Below are 17,874 nucleotides of genomic sequence, written 5' to 3'. Positions count from 1 at the left end.
TCTACCAGGAGGCGCGGAGTCGGCGCCCAGCTTCGCTCACCCGACAAGGATAGCCAAGCTATATAGCTTGGCTATACACTTGGCCGATGACCTCCCAGCCGACAGACATCCTGGAATCCCTCCTGACGTCGACCCATCGCCTGACGCGCATCGCCGCGCAGGAGACCGGCCGCACCACCTCGCCCGCCGTCTGGCGGACGCTCTCGATCCTGACGACGGACGGCGAGCTGCGCGTCGGCGACCTGGCCCGGGCCAGCCGCGTCTCGCAGCCGACCATGACCAAGCTCGTGCGGGGGCTCGCCGACGACGAGCTGGTCAGGCGCATCGCCGACACCGACGACTCCCGGGCCTGGTTGATTGCCATCACCGACAAGGGCACGGCGGCCCTCACCGAATGGCGGGGGCAACTCGCCGACTCGCTCGGCGGCCTGTTCGCCGACCTCGACGACGACGAATGGGCCGTGCTCGAGCACGCGACCCGCCTGCTGGCCTCGCGGGTCGGCACCCGTGCCGACGAACGCACCGACACCGAGGCGGTGTTCGCGTGAGCGCGCCTGCCCCCGCCTCGGCCGGCAGTGCTCACGCCCCGAAGCCGAGCATCCTGAAGCAGCCGACGGCCGTGTGGGCCATCGCCTTCGCCTGCGTCGTCGCCTTCATGGGCATCGGCCTCGTCGACCCGATCCTCCCCGCCATCGCGGAGTCCCTGAAGGCCAGCCCCACGCAGACCGAGCTGCTCTTCACCAGCTACCTCGCCGTCACGGGCGTCGCGATGTTCTTCACCAGCTGGGTGTCGAGCCGACTCGGCGCCAAGCGCACCCTGTTGATCGGGCTCGGACTGATCGTCGTCTTCGCCCTGCTCGCCGCCACCAGCGGCGACGTCTGGTCGATCATCGGATTCCGCGCCGGGTGGGGGCTCGGCAACGCTCTGTTCATCTCGACCGCCCTCGCGACCATCGTGGGCGCGGCGTCCGGCGGCACGGCATCGGCGATCATCCTCTACGAGGCGGCGCTCGGCCTCGGCATCGCCATCGGTCCGCTGATCGGCGGCCTGCTCGGCTCGGTCAGCTGGCGCGGCCCGTTCTTCGGCGTCACCACGCTGATGGCGATCGCCTTCATCGCGATCGTGCTGTTCCTCAAGGGCGGCGCGACGGAGAAACCCACGCCGACGGCGCTCTCGGCACCGTTCCGCGCCTTGGGCAACCCGGCGCTCGGCGCCCTCGCCGCGACCGCGCTCTTCTACAACATCGGCTTCTTCGTCCTGCTCGCCTACACGCCGTACCCGCTCGGCTTCGGAGCACTCGGCATCGGGTTCACGTTCTTCGGCTGGGGCGTCGGCCTCGCCATCACCTCGGTCTGGGTCGCCCCGCTGCTGACCGCACGCCTGCGCCGGACGACCGTCCTGCGCATCGCCCTTCCACTGCTCGCGCTCGACCTCGTCGCCGCCGCGATCGTCGTCGCGACGCCGGCCGCCCTCGTGGTCTGCGTCGTCGTCGGCGGCCTCGTGCTCGGCGTGCTCAACACGGTGCTGACCGAGTCCGTCATGGAGGCCACCGACCTGCCCCGGTCGGTCGCGTCCAGCGCGTATTCGGGCGTGCGCTTCCTCGGCGGCGCCGTCGCCCCGCCCGTCGCGACCCTGCTCGCCGACACCATCGCCCCGAGCGCCGCCTACGTGTTCGCGGCCTCGAGCGTCGCCGTCGCCTTCGTGGTGGTGGTGGCCGCGCGCGGGGCCCTGCGCCGGGTCGACGACGGCCCCGAGCCTGCTCGGGTCGAAGCGGAGGCCATCGGAGCCGGCGAGGCGATCTGACCGACCCGAACCGCGCCTCCTGCACGGGCCCGGGGCAGGAGGCGCGGTGCCGGAAGGGCACCGGACTAGACTCGCGGAATGGCTACGAGCAACGACCGACTGGTCTGGATCGACTGCGAGATGACCGGGCTCGACCTCTCGGTCGACGAACTGGTCGAGGTGGCCGTGGTCGTCACGGACTTCGACCTGACGCCCGTGCACCCGGGCTTCACGATCGTCATCAAACCCGACCAGTCCGCCCTCGACAACATGGGCGAGTTCGTCACCGAGATGCACCGCTCGTCGGGCCTCATCGACGAGATCCCGAACGGCGTCAGCCTCGCCGAGGCCGAGTTCGAGGTGCTGGAGTACATCCTCAAGTACGTCCCCACCGAGCAGCACGCCCCCCTCGCCGGCAACACCATCGGCACCGACCGGGCCTTCCTCGCGAAGTACATGCCCCGCGTCGACGGCCACCTGCACTACCGCAGCGTCGACGTCTCGTCCATCAAAGAGTTGGCCCGCCGCTGGTTCCCCCGCGTGTACTTCAACGCCCCCCAGAAACACGGCGGCCACCGCGCCCTCGCCGACATCCTCGAATCCATTCGCGAACTCGAGTACTACCGTCGCGCCGGCTTCGTCGCCGACCCCGGCCCCACCACCGACGACGTCCAGGCGATCTCGAAGGCCGTCGTGGACGAATGGGCCCCCAGGCTGTAGTAGAGTCTTCTCGTTGCGATCGCCTCGGCAGTCGCGCATGGTGGGTATAGCTCAGCTGGTAGAGCGCCTGGTTGTGGTCTAGGAGGCCGCGGGTTCAAGCCCCGTTACTCACCCGAATGCAATCCCCTGCCCTCCGATGGGCAGGGGATTTTTCGGGCTCTGGCGCCTTCTGGTCGTGGATGCGCAAGCGCATCCACGACGTCGAGGGTCAAGACGTCGCTGCGCTCGTCACCGTCAAGACGTCGCTGCGCTCGTCAACGTCGAGACGTCGCTGCGCTCGTCACGGTCGAGACGTCGCTTCGCTCGTCACGGTCACGACATTGCTTCGCTCGTCACGGTCGCGACATTGCGGGGTGAGGCGTCGCTTCGCTCGTCGACTCAGGGGGCCGGGGCGTCGGCGTGGGAGGGTGGAGACGTGGACGACGAACGGCAGGCAGCGGGCATCGATCCGTCGGAGGTGAGCGCGGAGGCGTTCGACGCGATGGTCGTCGACCAACTCGATCTGCTGCCCGACGACATGGTCGACGGGCTCGACAACATCGTCTTCGTCACGGAAGACCGCCCCGAAGACGGCACGCTCGACCTGCTCGGACTCTACGACGGCGTCGCCCTCACCGAACGCGGCCAGTACGGCTTCGGCGAGCTACCCGACCGCATCATCCTCTACCGTGAACCGCACCTCGCGGCCGTCGACGACCTCGAGCAGCTCGCCGACGAGATCCACGTCACGCTCGTCCACGAGATCGCCCACTTCTACGGCATCGACGACGACCAACTGCACGAACTCGGCTGGGCCTGACCCTCCACCACCACGTCCGCCACCGAGGCCGGGTCCTCCGCCGCCAGATGGGCGTCCTCCTGTTCGGCCCACACGTCCCACCACGGTTCGTACGTCGCACCGTCGCGGGCCAAGGCGCGGGCACGCCGGGCCACGGCGTCGAGCTCCAGCCACACCCGGACGTCGGCGAGCGACGAGGAGGCGCGGGTCAACGCCCCGGCCCCTTCGACGATCAGCGAGACGGCCGGGTCGAGCACCTCCCACGCCGCCGCGCGGGCGTGCTCCCAGTCCCACCGCCGCCATCCCGGGGCGACCGGCGACAAGATCGACGTCTCGACCACGCGGGACGCCGCCTCGAGGCCGTGCCACCCCGGGTAGACGTCGTCGAGGTGCACCAGGCGCACGGGTCCGAGCCGGTCGGCGGGCCACGCGGCGGCCACCGCACGGCCGAGCGTGGTCTTGCCCGAGCCCGAGCGGCCGTCGATGACCATGACCACGCGACGCGACCCGACCCGCGCCTCCTCGGCTCGGCGCAGCAGGGCCCCGACGGCGTCGTCGACGGCGACCCGCTCAGGCAAGGACGAACTCCCACGTGCCGGCCAGGACGGCCGCGGTCACCGACGTGGCGGCGATGACGACGCCGAGGGCGACGAGCACGCCGTCCCGCAGCCCGAAAGACGACGGACGCGCCCAGGTACGCGGTGTGTCGCCGCCGAAGCCCTTGGCCTCCATGGCGGTGGCGAGCTTGCTGCCGCGTCGGACCGACAGCACGAGCAGCGAGAACGCTTGCTGTCCGAACCGCTTCAGCGCCCCGATCGGCCCGCCCGAGTCCGCGACGCCCCGGGCGCGACGGGCCAGGGCGAGCTGCCGCCAGTCGTCCATGAACAGCCCGACCAGACGCAACCCGGCGAGGCCCCCCAACACGAAGCGTGCCGGCAGTCGCAGCACCTGACCGAGACCGTCGGCGAGGTCGGTCGGGTCGGTCGTCGCGAACAGCACGATGCCGGGCACCCCGACGGCGAGGATGCGCAGGCCGATCGCCCCGGCGAGGGCCAGCGACCCCTCGGTCACCGACAGAAACCCCCACTCGACCACCGACGCCCCGCCGTCGCGGCCGTAGAGGGAGATGGCGACGACCGACGTCGGGGCGGCGATCCAGAGCGGTGCCGTGCGGGCGAGCAGCTGCCGGGCGGACAACCCGGCGAAAGGCAGCAGCAGGGCCTCGAGCAGCAGCGCGGTGCCGGCCGAGACCCAGTCGATCGAGAGCAGCAGGGCGATCGCGAGCACGACGGCGGCGAGGAGCTTGGCGACCGGGTTCACGCGCCCGACCACGCCGGTCGCCACAACCGGGGTGAGGACGCTCATCGGCGCACCACGACGGGGTCGGTGCGGCGAGCGTGTGCGCTCAGGTCGAGCACGTCGTCGGCGAGGGTCGACGCGAACTCGGCGTCGTGGGTCACGGCGACGACCGCCCGGCCCTCGTCGAGCAGCTCCGCGAGCAGGGCCACGAGCTCTCGCCAGGTGCGGGCGTCCTGCCCGAAGGTCGGTTCGTCGAGCACGAGCAGCGACGGGCGTGAGGCGAGCACGGTCGCGACCGAGAGGCGGCGTTTCTCGCCGCCCGAGAGCGTGAACGGGTTCGCGCCGGCGAGGTGGTCGAGCCGCAGCCGGTCGAGGAGGTGGTCGACGCGCGACGCGACCTCTCTCGGGGACGCGCCCAGCGCCTCCGGACCCACCGCCAGCTCGCGGCGGACGGTCGCCGTCAGGAACTGGTGTTCCGGGTCCTGGAAGACCGTGCCGACGCGGGTGAGCAACTGCCGGGGCTTCCAGCGGATCGGAGACGGGCCGGCACCGTCGGCGAACGACGGCGTGGCCTCGAGGTGGCCCGCGACGGGCACGAGCAGCCCCGCGACGGTGAGGGCGAGCGTCGACTTGCCCGAGCCGTTCGTGCCGGTCACCGCGAGCGCACGCCCCTCGGTGACGGAGAGGTCGATGCCGACGGCGACCGCGCGGCCCTTGGGCCCCTTGTGCCCCACGTCGAGTCCCCTCGCCGTGAGCAGCAGGTCACCGGTCGTGCGCGACCGGACGGGCGCAGGAGGCGCGGCGCCGGGAACCCACACCCCCGCGTCGACGAGGCGGTCGCGTTCGGCGCGCAGCACGTCGTCGGGTCGACCGTCGGCCAGGACTCCCCCACCGGCGTCGAGCACGACGACGCGGTCGACGACGGGCAGCCAGACCGACACCCGGTGCTCGACGACGACGAGCGTCGCCCGGGTGTCGGCGACGACACGGGCCACGGCGTCGCGCACCTCGACGACGCCCTCGGGGTCGAGGTTGGCCGTCGGCTCGTCGAGGAGCAGCAGGCCCGGCTGCATGGCGAGCACCCCGGCGAGCGCGAGCCGCTGCTTCTGGCCGCCGCTCAGCTCGGAGGTCGACGCGGACAGCGGCAGGTCGAGCCCGACGGCGTCGAGGGCGTGGCCGACGCGGCGCCAGATCTCGTCGCGGGGCACGCCCAGGTTCTCGCAGCCGAACGCGACGTCGTCGCCCACCCGCGCGAGGACGACCTGCGAGTCCGGGTCCTGCAGGACGAGGCCGACCCGGCCGCGCTGCTCGGCAGGGGGCCGGCCGTCCACCAGCAGGTCGCCCGCCTCGTCGCCCTCGTCGTCGCCGCCCAGCACCCCGGCGAGACCGGCGAGCAACGTCGACTTGCCCGCGCCGGACGCACCGAGCAGCAGGACGCGCTCACCGGGGGCGACGTCGAGGTCGAGCTGCGAGACGGCGGGCAGTCGTCGACCGGCGTGCCGCCACCCCCAGCCACGGGCGGTGACGCGGGCACCGTCCTCCGGTGTCCGCCGTCCGGCGCTCGCTCCGCTCACGGGAAGGACCACGACGAGGCGCGCCTAGACCCGGGCGTCCGCCGAGCGTCCCGAGGCGAACCGCGACAGCGCGCCCGTCCGGGCGAGGCCGCGGGCGGCGAGCCACGAGAGCAGGCCGGCGAGGACCGTGCCCGAGACGACCGAGGTCACGACGTAGATCGTCTTCGACCCGGCGGCGTAGGCGGCTGCCGAGGCGAAGCTCGTGTCCATCAGGCCGACGGCGAGGCCGGCGACGGCACCGGCGAGCAGCACCGTGCCGATCCGCCACGACTTGTAGAGGAAGATCGCGAGCACGATCTCGGCGCCCAGGCCCTGGACGATGCCCCAGATGAGCACCGAGAAGCCCCACTGGGTGCCGATCAGCATCGAGACGACCGCCGCGACGACCTCGGTGTAGACGGCGGCGCCGGGCTTGCGGATCACGATGCCGCCGAGCACGCCGGCGAAGAGCCAGCCGCCGTTGAGGATGCCCTCGAAGCCGCCCGAGAAGCTCAGGACGCTGTCGATGGGCGTGTAGGCCAGGCCCCAGGCCCAGAAGACGACGCCGGCGGCGACGCCGATGACGCTGGCGACCACGATGTCGACGACTCGCCAGCGCCGGGTGGGGGTGGTGCGGGCCTTCGGCGTGAAGCCGGTCGAGCTGTCGCGAGCCGCCGTGGAACGGTTTTCGGGCGTGGACGTGGACATCGGTTCTTCTCCTCCCTGCGCTGGCATGACCCAGATCAGGTTCGACGGTCGAAGCGTGGTTCGCTTCCTCTCAGCCCGGCTCACCGGACTCCCGTGTGTTGTGGGGTCGATCATAGCGCCGACCCCGGCCGGTGTCAGAGCCCGGCGGCCTTCCGGACGAGGGCGGCGACGGAGGCGCGGGTCGCGTCGTCGTCGGCGGTCACCGCGTACGAGGTGGGCCAGAGGGTGCCGTCGTCGAGCTGGGCGCCGTCCTGGAAGCCGAGCGTCGAATAGCGCGTGCCGAACTTCGCGCCCGGCTGGAAGAAGACGACGGCCTTGCCGTCCTCCTTCGCGTAGGCGGGGAAGCCGTACCAGGTCTTGGGGGCGAGGTTCGGGGCGTGCTCGGCGACGACCTCGTGCACCATCTGTGCGATCGGCCGCTCGACGTCGGTCATGGCCGCGATGGCGTCCGCGGCATCCTGCGCCTCGGCGGCCGACTTGTCGGCGAGTTTCTGGCGCTTCGCCTCGGCCCGCAGCTCGGCGGCGCGCTGCTTCACGGCGGCCTTCTCTTCTTTGCTGAACCCGGCGTCGGCCATGATCGTGCCCTTCTCGTGCGTGCGTGCGTGCGTCGGCTCGGTCGGGCCGGCGTACGCCCCATGGTGACAGGCAGGATGGTCGTCATGCACCTGAACGTCACGACCACCGGCGACGGCGACCGCCACGTCGCCCTCGTCCACGGGCTCGGCGCCGACGGCGCGACCTGGAAGCCGATCGTCGACCGGTTCGTCGCGACCGGTTCGTACACGGTCACCACCCTCGACCTGCGGGGTCACGGCGAGAGCGACCGGGCGTCGTCGTACCGGCTCGAGGAGTTCGCGGACGACGTCGCCTCGGCCCTGCCCCGGGGCCTCGACGGTGTCGTCGGGCACTCGCTGGGCGGCTCGGTGCTCGTCCGCGCCGTCGAACGGCTGCAGCCTCGGACGGCCGTCTACCTCGACCCGGGGTTCTCCCTGGCCCTGCCGACGACGGGCCTCGCCGGACGGTTGTTCTGGGCCGTGCCCACCGTGACGATGGGCGTCGCGGCACTCGCCCAGGCGCGGAAGGGTGCGCGACTGCGCGCCGGGTACGACGACGCGACCCGCGCCTCCTCGGATCAGGCCCGTGCCCGATTCGACTCGGGCATGGCGACGGGCGTGTTCCGCGACGTGGCCTTCCACCCGGTCGCGACGACGGCGCCCGCGGTGCCCTCGGTCATCGTGCTGTCCGACGACTCCCCCGCCGTCCTGCCCGAACGGCTCGTGTCGGGCTACCAGCAGGCCGGCTGGCAGATCCGCCGTCTGCCGGGCGTGCACCACGACATGCAGCTCGAGGCACCCGACCGGACCTTCGCCCTGCTGGCCGAGCTGCTCTGACCCGGTTCCCGCCTGGTATCACCCTTGATACCATCAGGTCATGCCCATGACGCTTCGCCTCGACGACGACGAAACAGACGCGCTCCGCCGACGTGCGGCGCGTGAATCGAGATCGATGCAAGACGTCGCACGACAGGCCGTTCGCGAATACGTCGAGAACCACAGCCGCGCCGATCTCATCGATGACGTCCTCGACACCGAGCTCCCGCGTTACGCCGAAGCCCTGCGTCGACTCGGCGAATGATCCACCTCACCCTCGACGAGATGTTGCGGGTCGCTCGACGGGCGATCGACGCCGACGTGCTCGTCCGCGACGCCGGGCTGCTCGAGTCGGCGATCGTGAGGCCGCGCACCTCGGTGATGGGGGCGGATGCGTACCCGACCCTCGACCTCAAAGCGGCGGCCTTGGTGCACTCGCTCGTGACGAACCACGCCCTGGTCGACGGCAACAAGAGATTGGGACTCGCCGGTCTCATCACGTTCCTCGGTGTCAACGGACGTCGTCTGACGATGACCGAAGACGCCGCCTACGACTTCATCGTCGAGATCGCGGACGGGCGTCTCGACGACGTCGAGACGATCGCCCACTGCATCGCGGCACACAGTGCTGCACGACGCTCCGGTCGCAAGCTGTAGACCGGCCGCATCACCGAGCACCATCGACTCGACCGACGCGCGGCGACCCGACTCTCCATGTCACCGTCGGGGTAGGGGGCGACCGTCGGCGTCGAGGTGGTCTCGCCATGATCGCTTCGCCGTCCAGCCGAGCAAGCGGCCGGCCTTGGCGGTGGAGATGCCCGACGCGTCGACCCGGTCGAGCTCGCGCAGCTCGATGCGGTCGCCGTGGTGCTCGCGGAGGGTGGCGGCGAAGTCGTGGCCGCCGGCGTTGTCGGCTGCTGCGATGTAGAAGACCTTGTGACCCGGCAGGTCGGACTCGGCGGCCAGCAGGAGCGCGTCGGCGAGGTCGTCGGCGTCGATGTAGCTGCCGAAGTTCGCACTGTCGGGGTCGGCCTCGCGCACCTGCGGGCCGAGGTTCGCCTCGTAGTTGGTCTCGTCGTGCACGGTGCACGGGCGGATCGAGATCGCCCGCAGGTCGGAGCGGCGGACGGCGGCGTCCATGAGCTGCTCGCCAAACGCCTTCGAGAGGGCGTAGGGGTCCTGCGGGTGCAGGGGGTGCTCCTCGTCGACCGGCACGTAGTCGGGCAGGAAGGGCCGTTCGGGGAAGAAGTTGCCCACGATGCTCTCGCTCGACACGTTGACGAAGCGGGGCACGCCGAACCTCACGGCCGCCTCGACCAGGTTGAACGTGGACATCAGGTTGGTGTGGAACACGACGTGGGCCGGATTCGCGGTGGGCTGAGGGATGGCCGCGACGTGGACGACGACGTCGGCCCCCGCGACGACCGAGAAGGCGGTCCCCGCGTCGGTCAGGTCACCCATCACGTACCGGCCGGGCTCGTCGACGCCCGTGTCGAAGACGGGCCGGACGAGGTCGACGCCGATGACGTCGTGCCCGGCCTCGACGAACCGGCGGACGGCGGCGCGTCCGACCTTGCCGCGTGATCCCGTGATGACGACCTTCATGACGCGCTCCCTCGATCGAGGGATGCGCCGAGGGCCGGAGCATCCACCCGGGCGACGCTACGCGCGCGGCCCCGAGGAGGCGCGCTCAGTCCTTCGCGCGGCGTGCGTGGGCCCGCGCCTTCATCCGGTTGCCGCAGGTCGCCATGGAGCACCACTTCGCGGTGCCGGGACGGCTGTGGTCCACCAGGAACAGGTTGCACTCGTCGTTCGCGCAGGCACGGAGGCGCCCGGGCAGCGTCGAGGTCACGCTCGACCACGCCGACACGGCTCCGGCCGCGAGTCGGTCGTCGTCGGGCACCCGGAGTTCCCAGACGACGCCGTCCCGGGTCGTCCGCGGGACCTGCACGGCCCGGTCCATGACGTCGGCGAGCTCGGCGACGGCCCCGTCGTCGCCACCGCGGACGACGGCGTGCAGGGCTTCCCGCACGCGCCGGAGCTGGGCGACCTCGCCCGAGGAACCGATGCCACCCCAGGTCCGCACCAGATCTCGCCCCGCCGCGCCCTCGAGGGCGTCCGTCGGGACGCCGTCGACCACCGGTGCGCTGTTCAGCACGGCCAGCAGCAGCTCTTCGTCACGAAGCACGTCTCCCCGCTCTCTCGCACCGTCCGGCGCATCTCGCCCATGCTACCGTCGGGGTAACCACTAAAACAATCCAAAGGGGTTAGACATGGTCACCGTCCACCACCGCACCGTCTCCGTCGACGGGCTCGACGTCTTCTACCGCGACGCCGGGCCCGCCGACGCGCCCGTTCTCGTCCTCCTGCACGGCTACCCCACGAGTTCGCACATGTTCCGCCACCTCATCCCCGCACTGGCCGACCGGTACCGCGTCATCGCCCCCGACGACATCGGTTTCGGCCGCTCCTCCGCCCCGTCGGTCGACGAGTTCGAGTACACCTTCGAGGCCCTGGCGCGGGTGACCGGTCGTTTCCTGTCGACCATCGGCGTCGCGCGGTACTCGATCTACGTGCAGGACTACGGCGCCCCCGTCGGATGGCGCCTCGCGCTGGCCGAGCCCGATGCGGTGACCGCTGTCGTCTCGCAGAACGGCAACGCGTACGAAGAAGGCTTCGTGCCGGGTTTCTGGGACCCGATCTGGGCCGACGCCGCCGAACGGACGTCCGAGACGCGCGACGCGCTCCGGCCCGCCCTGGGCCGCGAGGCGGTCGAGTGGCAGTACACCCACGGCGTGCCGGACCCCACGTCCGTCGACCCCGATGCCTGGGAACACGACCTCGCGCTCCTCGCCCGACCGGGACAGGACGACGTCCAACTGGCGCTCTTCCGCGACTACGCCACCAACCGCGCTCTGTACCCCGCCGTGCACTCCTGGCTCCGCGCCTCCCGCGTCCCGGTCCTCGCGATCTGGGGCCGCAACGACGAGATCTTCGATGCCGCCGGTGCGGGTGCGTTCACCCGCGACGCCCTCGACGCTCGCGTCGAGCTCGTCGACGGTGGACACTTCCTGCTCGAGTCGCACCTCGATCGGGTCGCGGCCACGATCCGGGAGTGGCTCCCGAACACGTGACACGGACCACCCGCGGCCACTCGCTCAGGACGGGAGGGCGAGTCGGCCCGGGTTCAGGGCGGCCCACTGGAGCAGCATGATCGTCTTGCCGTCGACGATGCGCCCGTCGGTGATCATGTCGAGAGCGTCCCGGAACGGCAGCTCGAGGACCTCGATGTCCTCCCCCTCGTCCTCGAGACCACCGCCGTCGCCGGTCCGATCGGCCACGGAGTACGAGGCGGCGTAGAAGTGCACCCGCTCGGTGACCGAGCCCGGGCTCATGTAGGCGTCGAAGACGTGGATCAGGTCGCCGACCTCGACGCCCGTCTCCTCCTGCGCCTCGCGACGGATCGCGGTCTCGGGGTCGTCGTCGTCGAGCAGGCCCGCGGCGCTCTCGATCAGCATGCCGTCGGGATGGTCGTTCACGTAGGCGGGGAACCGGAACTGCCGGGTGAGGAGGACCGTGCCCCGCCTCGGGTCGAGCAGGAGGATCGTCGCCCCGTTGCCGCGGTCGTACGTCTCGCGCTGCTGGGTCGACCACCGCCCGTCGCGACCCTTCACGTCGAAGGTGGTGCGCCGGAGCACGTGCCACCCGTCCGAGGTCACCTCGACGTCACGGACCACGACGTCGGGGTTGCGGGTCAGATCGCGGCCGGTCAGGTCGAGACCCGTCCGTCCGCGACCGTCGGGTGATCGAGAGCCACGAGAGTTCATCACCCCTCGAAAATAACGGAGAGCGACGGCCCGCGAGGGCGGGAACGGCCGGTGATGACATCCGTCACAGGATGTCGTGACGCCTCGGCACTTCTCGAGGCCGTCGCCCTCTGGTGTGCTTCCGGAGGAGCGTTCGGACCCGACTCGAACGCCCGGAGAGAGGACCTCGTGCGTACATCCCTTAAGGTGGCCCTGTGGACCGTCGGTGCCCTCGTGGCCCTGCCCGTCCTGACGTTGGCGACCACGTCGATCGTCAACGTCGTCGCCACGAAGTCGGAGCTGGCCGCCATCACCTCGTACGGCGAGCTGGTACCCGTCGACGGGAAAGAGATGAACGTCGTCGTCAGCGGGTCCGGAGCGGACACGATCGTCCTGCTGCCAGGCCTCGGCACGGCGGCACCCGGCCTCGACTTCCAGCCGCTCATCTCCGAGCTCGACGACACCCACCGTGTCGTCGCCGTCGAGCCGTTCGGCACCGGGCTGAGCGACCAGACCGACTCCCCCCGCACGGCGGAGAACATCGCAGGCGAGGTGCACGAAGCACTGCGCCAGCTCGGCATCGACCGCTACGCGCTCATGGGGCACTCGATCTCGGGCATCTACGCCCTCGAGTACAGCCGGCTCTACGCGAACGAGCTCACGGCGTTCATCGGGATCGACAGCAGCGTCCCCGACCAGCCCGGCACGGACGAACCCACGCCGACCGACGGGCTCGTCGCCCTGCGCGACCTCGGTCTGCTCCGCGTGGCGACCGCGGTCGCCGGCGACACCTACGCGGGGCTGCCGTACGACGAGGCCACGAAAGAGCAGATGCGCCTCCTGACGACGAAGAACTCGACCGCTCCGACCCTGCTCGACGAGATGGACCACACCGCGAGCAACTTCGCGTCCGTCAGCGGACGGACGTTCCCGGCGGACCTTCCGGTCCTTCTCTTCGTCGCGCAGGACGATGCCGACCCCGACGCCGGCGGCTGGCTCGAGCTGCACGAGGACCAGGCGGCGAGCGTCGACCGCGGCCAGGTCGTCGCGCTCGACGGAGACCACTACCTGCACCACACGCAGTCGACACGGATCGCCGACGAGACCGACGCGTTCCTCGCCGAGTGAGTCAGAACACGGGGTGAAGGTCACGGCGGGGTAACGAAGTCGATGCGTTCCAATCCTTTTCGGGGACGGTGGCGAACCCTGTACATCCCCACCGGGACCAACAGACAAGGAGCTTCACCATGAACGCCTTCACTCGCAAGCGCATCACGAAAGCCGCCTTCGGCATCGCCGCCTCCGGCGCCCTGATCTTCTCCCTCGCCGCCTGCTCGTCCAACTCGGGCACCGCGACGGACACCTCCTCGACGTCGTCGTCGTCCGCCGAGCCCAGCGCCGCGTCGACGCCCGCCGCGTCGATCGCCGACCTCAGCAACGGTGTCGACACCCAGGTCGCCGTCGACCAGTCCTTCGTCGACGCCATCACCTCGCTCGGCCTGACCCCCGGCGTCGTGGGCACCGCGACCTTCACCGACGGAACGTTCTCGTTCCCGATCACCGGCGGCAACGTCGACTACTACGGTCCCGACAGCGACGTCCGCCCCTACGTCCAGGGCGAGATCGACCACGACGGCTCGGGCCTGTCGCTGACCTCGGCCGACGGCACCGTCGTCGAACTCACCGACTTCCGCATCGACCCGGGCGAGAGCAAGCTCTACGGCACCGTCACCGCCAACGGCGCCGTCGCCGCCGAGGACGCCTACCTCTTCAACCTCTGGGGCGGCACCCTGAAGCCCATCCAGATGGAAGGCTCCAACGCCGTCCTCGAGGGCACCACCGTCCACATCAGCCCCGACGCCGCCTCGCTGCTGAACCAGACCTTCAAGACCGACGCCGTCCAGGACGAGATGCTCGTCGGCGTCGCGAAGATCACCGCCGCCACGGAGTAGTTCCCCCTGCCGGCCGGTTACCCGCCGGCTCGGCCCCTGGGTCGCGCCCCGCTCGGCGAGGTGCGACCCGGAACCCGGGTCGTCTCCGTGACGACGCACCGGCCCTCGCTCCTCGAGGGCCGGTCATCCCGGTGGCCCCCCTTCCGCCTTCGTGCGGGAGGGGGTTTCCTCTGCCCTGGCCCAACCGCCGACCGACGAACGGAACTCCGTGGTCCACCCCGCATCAGCTCTGACTCCCCCGATGCTCCTCGGGCGCCTCCCGACCCATGCCGAAGCAGCGCCGGTCGAGGTGCATCTGCCGCGTTCACGGTTCCCCGTGGCGATCAGCTTCGAGTCGTCGGACACGTGGTCGATCGCCGAGCGCTTCGGCGAGCAGCTCGTCAGTCACGGACGACTCGCCTACCGGGCCGGGGCGTTCGTCGTCCGCACGGCGGCCGGCACGACCCGCTACGGCCACTCGTGGCAGGCCGCCGTCACGGCACACCTCCTCCGCCGCGGCTGACGACGAGCCGTCCACTCCTCTGTCGTGCCGGCGACTCGGCTAGGGGGACGGAGTCGCCACGACGAGCTCGGCGACCTCGACGATCGCGTCGTCCGGCATGTCCGGATAGTAGTTCTCCCGCAGCTGCTCCCCGAAGCGCGTCATGTCCGTCCCCACGGGCTGCCGGGCTCGTTCAGCGGTGAGCTCGTCGAGGCGGTACCTCCGCACGGCGGTGACGTGCCCCGCGAGCGGAGCAAGGGTGGGCCGGCCGTCGAACTCGAACGTCGACGCGCCGACCCGGACCGACTCGCCCCACCGGACCGTGGTCACCTTCTCACCACCGATGATCGCGTCGCGGTGCTTTCGGTGGAAACGGACGACTTGTCGGCATTCATCAGTCATTCGACCAGCCTGCCCGACGCGCGCGCACCAGAGTCAGCCCAGCGTCAGCTGCCCGTCGGCCTCGAGCCACTCGAGGCCCTCGACGACCGCCTGCACCGAGGTGTAGCGCGGGGCGTAGCCGAGCAGGCGGCGGGCCTTCTCGATGCTCATCGAGTGGCTACGCGAGGCGTGTTGCCACGACGCGTCGCCGTGCTCGTCGGACGTCTGGTCTCGGAACTCGGCCCACGAGACGAACCGCAGTCGCGCCTCCTGACCGTGGTGCCGGGCGATCGCCTCGGCGAGCCCACGCAACGTGATCGCTCGCTCGCTGACGACGTGGAACGCCTCGCCGACCACCTGCGAGTGCCGCTCGGCGGCGAGCTGGAAGGCCTGCGCGACGTCGTCGGCGTGCACGTGGTGGACGGTCTCGAGCCCGAGGCCGGGCATCGCGATCTCGCGGCCGGCGGCGAGGGCCTCCCAGACGGAGAGGTCGAGGTTGCCGACCGCGTTGATCATCGGCCAGCCCGGACCGGTGATGTGCCCCGGGTGCAACACGATGCTCTGCACCCCGCCCGGGCGCCGCGACTCGCGGAGCAGCAGCTCTTCGATGGCGGCCTTCTGCGTGCCGTACTTGCCGAACGGGGTGCGCTCGGCTTCTTCGGTGATCGGCACCTCGCGGGACGGGCCGTGCACCCACACCGTGCCGCAGTGCACCAACACGGTGCCCGTACCCTGCAGGGCGTCGACCATCCGCCGCGCCGACGCGACCGTGAAGCAGATCATGTCGATCACGACGTCGGCCCCGAGCCCGGCGATCTCGCCCGCGAACGTGCCGTCGGCGTCGCCCGCCTCGCGATCGAGCAGGAGGCGCGTCACGCGTGACCACGCCGCGTGCGGCCGGTACGGCTCGGAGGCCCCGCGGCTGACGGCGACCACCTCGTGGCCGGCCTGGACCAGTCGCGGGACGAGGAAACCACCGACGTGGCCGGTGGACCCGATGACGACGATCTTCACGACGCCACCGCCGACACGATCGAGAGGGACTGGAGCGGACGGCGGGGACGAGGAGTGGCAGCGCTGCGCACGGCATCGGAGGACATGGCCCGACGCTACCCCGCGCCCCCGACACCGGCGTACCCCGCATGGGGGTCACCCGGCGTCCCCCCAAGTGCCCACTGCGCCCGGGCCCCGGATTCTTCAGACTTCCTATGAGGAGCACAGCGGCTCGTCGGATCACCGGGCACGGCCCGCGACGAGCCACCCGCTCCGCGCGTCCCATTCCGGCACGCGCGACCCGACGAGGAGAACCATGACCTTCACCGACCCCCGCGCCCGCGGCACCCGCCGCCGAGTGACGACCGTCTGCCTCGCGGCGTCCCTGACCCTGGGACTCGTCGCCGTGGGCTCCGGCACCGCCGTCGCCGCGCCTCCTGCGTCCGCACCGGCCGCACCCGGCAAGCCGGGCCCCGCGCCGACGCTGCCGGTCGTCGAGGGACCGGTGATGAACTACGTCGTCAACGCGACGAAGGCGAACCCGGGCGCGACCAAGCAGGTCGAGCGTGCGGTCGCCGCCTCCGGCGGCAGCGTCATCGCCGCGTACGCCGATCTCGGCGTGGTCGTGGCGCAGTCGAGCAACACGAACTTCTCCGCCTCGGTGCGCGGCGACAAGGCCGTCTCGTCGGCCGGAGCCACCCGCACCGCCGCGGTCGCCGAGACCGACCCGACCTACGGCGTCGGCACGACGACCCCCGGCCCGGGCAAACCCGTCAGGCCCGGACACCCGGGCGGTCCCGGCAAGCCCGGCGGACCGGGACACCCCGGCAAGCCGAAGGCCGCGACCTCGCCCGAGCAGCGACTCGAAGAGGCCACGACCGTCGTCGCCGACCCCCTCGAGGCCCAGCAGTGGGACCTCACGGCGATCAAGGCCGACCAGGCGCACCAGGTCACCGACGGCAGCCGCGACGTGCTCGTGGCCGTGCTCGACTCGGGCATCGAGGGCGACCACCCCGACCTTCAGCCGAACATCGACGTGGCCGCCTCGGCGAGCTGCCTGACCGGGACGCCCGACGCGAGCTACGCCGCCTGGCAGCCCACGACGAGCGACCACGGCACCCACGTGGCCGGCACGATCGCCGCCGCCCGCAACGGCGTCGGCATCGTCGGCGTGGCCCCCGGCGTGACGATGTCGGCCGTCAAGGTCGTCAGCGACGACGGCTTCATCTACCCCGAGGCCGCGATCTGCGGCTTCATGCAGGCCGCCGCGACCGGCGCCGACATCACGAACAACAGCTACTACGTCGACCCGTGGCAGTTCTGGTGCGGCTCGGACGTCGACCAGGCGGCCGTGCTGACCGCCGTGGACCGCGCCGTGCAGTTCACGCAGAAGAAGGGCATCGTGAACGTGGCGGCGGCCGGCAACTCGTCGATCGACCTCGCGAACAAGACCGTCGACACCGCCAGCCCGAACGACACCACGCCGGTGTCCCGGCCGATCGACTCGCGCTGCCTCGACATCCCGACCGAGCTCGACGGCGTCGTCACCGTGTCGTCGACCACCTCGGCGGGGGCGAAGTCGAGCTTCTCGAACTACGGCGAAGGCGTCGTCGACGTCGCGGCCCCCGGCTCGGCGATCCTGTCGACCGTGACCGGCGGCGGCTACGGCACCAAGTCGGGCACGTCGATGGCCTCGCCCCACGTCGCCGGCGTGCTGGCGCTGCTGAAGTCCACCCACCCGCGCCTGAGCGGCACGGCCCTCACCGGTCTGCTCGAGCAGCAGGCGACGGACACCCCGTGCCCGACCGGCACGACGACCTGCACGGGCACCCCGGCCGACAACGGCTGGTTCGGTGAGGGGATCGTCGACGCCCTGGCGGCCGTCACGAGGTAGTGCTGGCGCGCAGCGGGCACCGGACGGTGAGCACCGCGTAGCGAGCACTGCGTAGCGAGCACCACGCCCGACGGGGCGTCCGACCGGCCCGAGCGGCCCGACGGGCGCCCCGTCCTCGCGCGGACGGGGCGCCCGTTCGCCTCTAGGCTGAGCGAG

The 17,874-nt window shown here is 71.3% G+C and carries 22 protein-coding genes, 1 tRNA gene, 1 pseudogene and 1 riboswitch; of the genes and pseudogenes, 13 read left to right on the top strand and 11 right to left on the bottom strand.

The window, feature by feature from the left end; genetic code table 11:
• The first annotated feature begins 86 nt into the window (after window positions 1-86).
• From SJY14_RS06825 to SJY14_RS06805, 5 genes are all read left to right on the top strand, one after another.
• A complete protein-coding gene (locus tag SJY14_RS06825; RefSeq protein WP_071256664.1) occupies window positions 87-548 on the top strand; it encodes a MarR family winged helix-turn-helix transcriptional regulator in 462 nt (153 codons plus the stop codon).
• Window positions 545-1,804 carry an MFS transporter gene (locus SJY14_RS06820; RefSeq protein ID WP_071256666.1) on the top strand — a complete coding sequence of 420 codons (1,260 nt, stop codon included), beginning with the start codon at window positions 545-547 and terminating at the stop codon, window positions 1,802-1,804. Before SJY14_RS06825 ends, SJY14_RS06820 begins: the two co-directional genes overlap by 4 nt.
• Before the next feature lie 78 nt (window positions 1,805-1,882).
• Window positions 1,883-2,503: an oligoribonuclease gene (gene orn, locus SJY14_RS06815; RefSeq protein ID WP_043596986.1), complete on the top strand. Its 621-nt coding sequence runs from the start codon at window positions 1,883-1,885 to the stop codon at window positions 2,501-2,503.
• 40 nt (window positions 2,504-2,543) lie between these two features.
• Window positions 2,544-2,616, top strand: a tRNA-His gene (locus tag SJY14_RS06810).
• A 368-nt stretch (window positions 2,617-2,984) separates the two neighbouring features.
• Complete coding sequence (locus SJY14_RS06805) at window positions 2,985-3,302, top strand: metallopeptidase family protein (protein ID WP_071256854.1); 318 nt, start codon at window positions 2,985-2,987, stop codon at window positions 3,300-3,302.
• Here the strand turns inward: SJY14_RS06805 and SJY14_RS06800 are convergent.
• The 5 genes from SJY14_RS06800 to SJY14_RS06780 form a co-directional block, all read right to left on the bottom strand.
• The gene (locus tag SJY14_RS06800) at window positions 3,257-3,859 is read right to left on the bottom strand and encodes a hypothetical protein (RefSeq protein WP_255364286.1); all 603 of its coding nucleotides are present in this window, start codon (window positions 3,857-3,859) and stop codon (window positions 3,257-3,259) included. The two genes, SJY14_RS06805 and SJY14_RS06800, sit on opposite strands and share 46 nt — an antisense overlap.
• Window positions 3,852-4,646: an energy-coupling factor transporter transmembrane protein EcfT gene (locus SJY14_RS06795; RefSeq protein WP_071256668.1), complete on the bottom strand. Its 795-nt coding sequence runs from the start codon at window positions 4,644-4,646 to the stop codon at window positions 3,852-3,854. The genes SJY14_RS06800 and SJY14_RS06795 overlap by 8 nt, the downstream gene beginning before the upstream one ends.
• On the bottom strand, window positions 4,643-6,154 hold the full coding sequence (locus SJY14_RS06790; RefSeq protein ID WP_177174824.1) for an ABC transporter ATP-binding protein: 1,512 nt from the start codon (window positions 6,152-6,154) through the stop codon (window positions 4,643-4,645). The genes SJY14_RS06795 and SJY14_RS06790 overlap by 4 nt, the downstream gene beginning before the upstream one ends.
• A gap of 24 nt (window positions 6,155-6,178) precedes the next feature.
• Window positions 6,179-6,841, bottom strand: coding sequence for an ECF transporter S component (locus tag SJY14_RS06785; RefSeq protein ID WP_071256672.1), 663 nt, complete (start codon window positions 6,839-6,841; stop codon window positions 6,179-6,181).
• A riboswitch (TPP riboswitch) is annotated at window positions 6,837-6,945 on the bottom strand. (Overlaps the previous gene by 5 nt.)
• A gap of 30 nt (window positions 6,946-6,975) precedes the next feature.
• Window positions 6,976-7,416 carry a hypothetical protein gene (locus SJY14_RS06780; RefSeq protein WP_071256673.1) on the bottom strand — a complete coding sequence of 147 codons (441 nt, stop codon included), beginning with the start codon at window positions 7,414-7,416 and terminating at the stop codon, window positions 6,976-6,978.
• Window positions 7,417-7,500: 84 nt separating this feature from the next.
• On the opposite strand from SJY14_RS06780, the gene SJY14_RS06775 reads away from it, so the two are divergent.
• Genes SJY14_RS06775 through SJY14_RS06765 form a run of 3 tightly spaced genes read left to right on the top strand, consistent with a single transcriptional unit; the run spans window position 7,501 to window position 8,868 of the window.
• Window positions 7,501-8,232, top strand: coding sequence for an alpha/beta fold hydrolase (locus SJY14_RS06775; protein WP_071256858.1), 732 nt, complete (start codon window positions 7,501-7,503; stop codon window positions 8,230-8,232).
• Between the two features lie 46 nt (window positions 8,233-8,278).
• Entirely contained in the window at window positions 8,279-8,476 is a 198-nt protein-coding gene (locus SJY14_RS06770) for a ribbon-helix-helix protein, CopG family (protein ID WP_071256674.1), read from the top strand.
• Window positions 8,473-8,868: a type II toxin-antitoxin system death-on-curing family toxin gene (locus SJY14_RS06765; protein WP_071256675.1), complete on the top strand. Its 396-nt coding sequence runs from the start codon at window positions 8,473-8,475 to the stop codon at window positions 8,866-8,868. Before SJY14_RS06770 ends, SJY14_RS06765 begins: the two co-directional genes overlap by 4 nt.
• Before the next feature lie 60 nt (window positions 8,869-8,928).
• On the opposite strand, the gene SJY14_RS06760 is transcribed toward SJY14_RS06765, so the two are convergent.
• The 3 genes and pseudogenes from SJY14_RS06760 to SJY14_RS06750 form a co-directional block, all read right to left on the bottom strand.
• Window positions 8,929-9,816, bottom strand: a complete 888-nt coding sequence (locus tag SJY14_RS06760) for an NAD-dependent epimerase/dehydratase family protein (RefSeq protein WP_396600144.1) — start codon at window positions 9,814-9,816, stop codon at window positions 8,929-8,931.
• A gap of 85 nt (window positions 9,817-9,901) precedes the next feature.
• Entirely contained in the window at window positions 9,902-10,063 is a 162-nt protein-coding gene (locus SJY14_RS06755; protein ID WP_396600259.1) for a CGNR zinc finger domain-containing protein, read from the bottom strand.
• Between the two features lie 15 nt (window positions 10,064-10,078).
• Window positions 10,079-10,402: pseudogene (locus tag SJY14_RS06750) on the bottom strand (ABATE domain-containing protein); the annotation flags it as partial.
• 82 nt (window positions 10,403-10,484) lie between these two features.
• On the opposite strand from SJY14_RS06750, the gene SJY14_RS06745 reads away from it, so the two are divergent.
• Window positions 10,485-11,345, top strand: coding sequence for an alpha/beta fold hydrolase (locus SJY14_RS06745; RefSeq protein ID WP_396600143.1), 861 nt, complete (start codon window positions 10,485-10,487; stop codon window positions 11,343-11,345).
• Between the two features lie 24 nt (window positions 11,346-11,369).
• Here SJY14_RS06745 and SJY14_RS06740 read toward each other — a convergent pair whose 3' ends face one another.
• The gene (locus SJY14_RS06740; protein WP_071256680.1) at window positions 11,370-12,038 is read right to left on the bottom strand and encodes an NUDIX domain-containing protein; all 669 of its coding nucleotides are present in this window, start codon (window positions 12,036-12,038) and stop codon (window positions 11,370-11,372) included.
• A gap of 168 nt (window positions 12,039-12,206) precedes the next feature.
• Here SJY14_RS06740 and SJY14_RS06735 point away from each other — a divergent pair, with 168 nt between their 5' ends.
• The 3 genes from SJY14_RS06735 (at window position 12,207) to SJY14_RS06725 (ending at window position 14,471) form a co-directional block, all read left to right on the top strand.
• A complete protein-coding gene (locus SJY14_RS06735; protein ID WP_071256682.1) occupies window positions 12,207-13,145 on the top strand; it encodes an alpha/beta fold hydrolase in 939 nt (312 codons plus the stop codon).
• Between the two features lie 119 nt (window positions 13,146-13,264).
• Window positions 13,265-13,969, top strand: a complete 705-nt coding sequence (locus tag SJY14_RS06730) for a hypothetical protein (protein ID WP_396599525.1) — start codon at window positions 13,265-13,267, stop codon at window positions 13,967-13,969.
• 316 nt (window positions 13,970-14,285) lie between these two features.
• Window positions 14,286-14,471, top strand: coding sequence for a hypothetical protein (locus tag SJY14_RS06725; protein WP_071256685.1), 186 nt, complete (start codon window positions 14,286-14,288; stop codon window positions 14,469-14,471).
• A gap of 39 nt (window positions 14,472-14,510) precedes the next feature.
• Here SJY14_RS06725 and SJY14_RS06720 read toward each other — a convergent pair whose 3' ends face one another.
• On the bottom strand, window positions 14,511-14,852 hold the full coding sequence (locus tag SJY14_RS06720) for a hypothetical protein (RefSeq protein WP_071256686.1): 342 nt from the start codon (window positions 14,850-14,852) through the stop codon (window positions 14,511-14,513).
• Between the two features lie 33 nt (window positions 14,853-14,885).
• Window positions 14,886-15,845, bottom strand: a complete 960-nt coding sequence (locus SJY14_RS06715) for an NAD(P)-dependent oxidoreductase (protein WP_071256688.1) — start codon at window positions 15,843-15,845, stop codon at window positions 14,886-14,888.
• 295 nt (window positions 15,846-16,140) lie between these two features.
• Between SJY14_RS06715 and SJY14_RS06710 the strand changes: the two genes are divergently transcribed.
• On the top strand, window positions 16,141-17,718 hold the full coding sequence (locus SJY14_RS06710) for a S8 family serine peptidase (protein WP_396600142.1): 1,578 nt from the start codon (window positions 16,141-16,143) through the stop codon (window positions 17,716-17,718).
• The last annotated feature ends 156 nt before the right edge of the window (window positions 17,719-17,874 follow it).

Origin of the sequence: Frigoribacterium sp. R86507 (genome assembly GCF_044597695.1) — a bacterium.
Lineage (GTDB): Bacteria > Actinomycetota > Actinomycetes > Actinomycetales > Microbacteriaceae > Frigoribacterium.
Note: the sequence above shows the minus strand (reverse complement) of the source record. Positions and strands in the feature narration are given on the sequence as shown.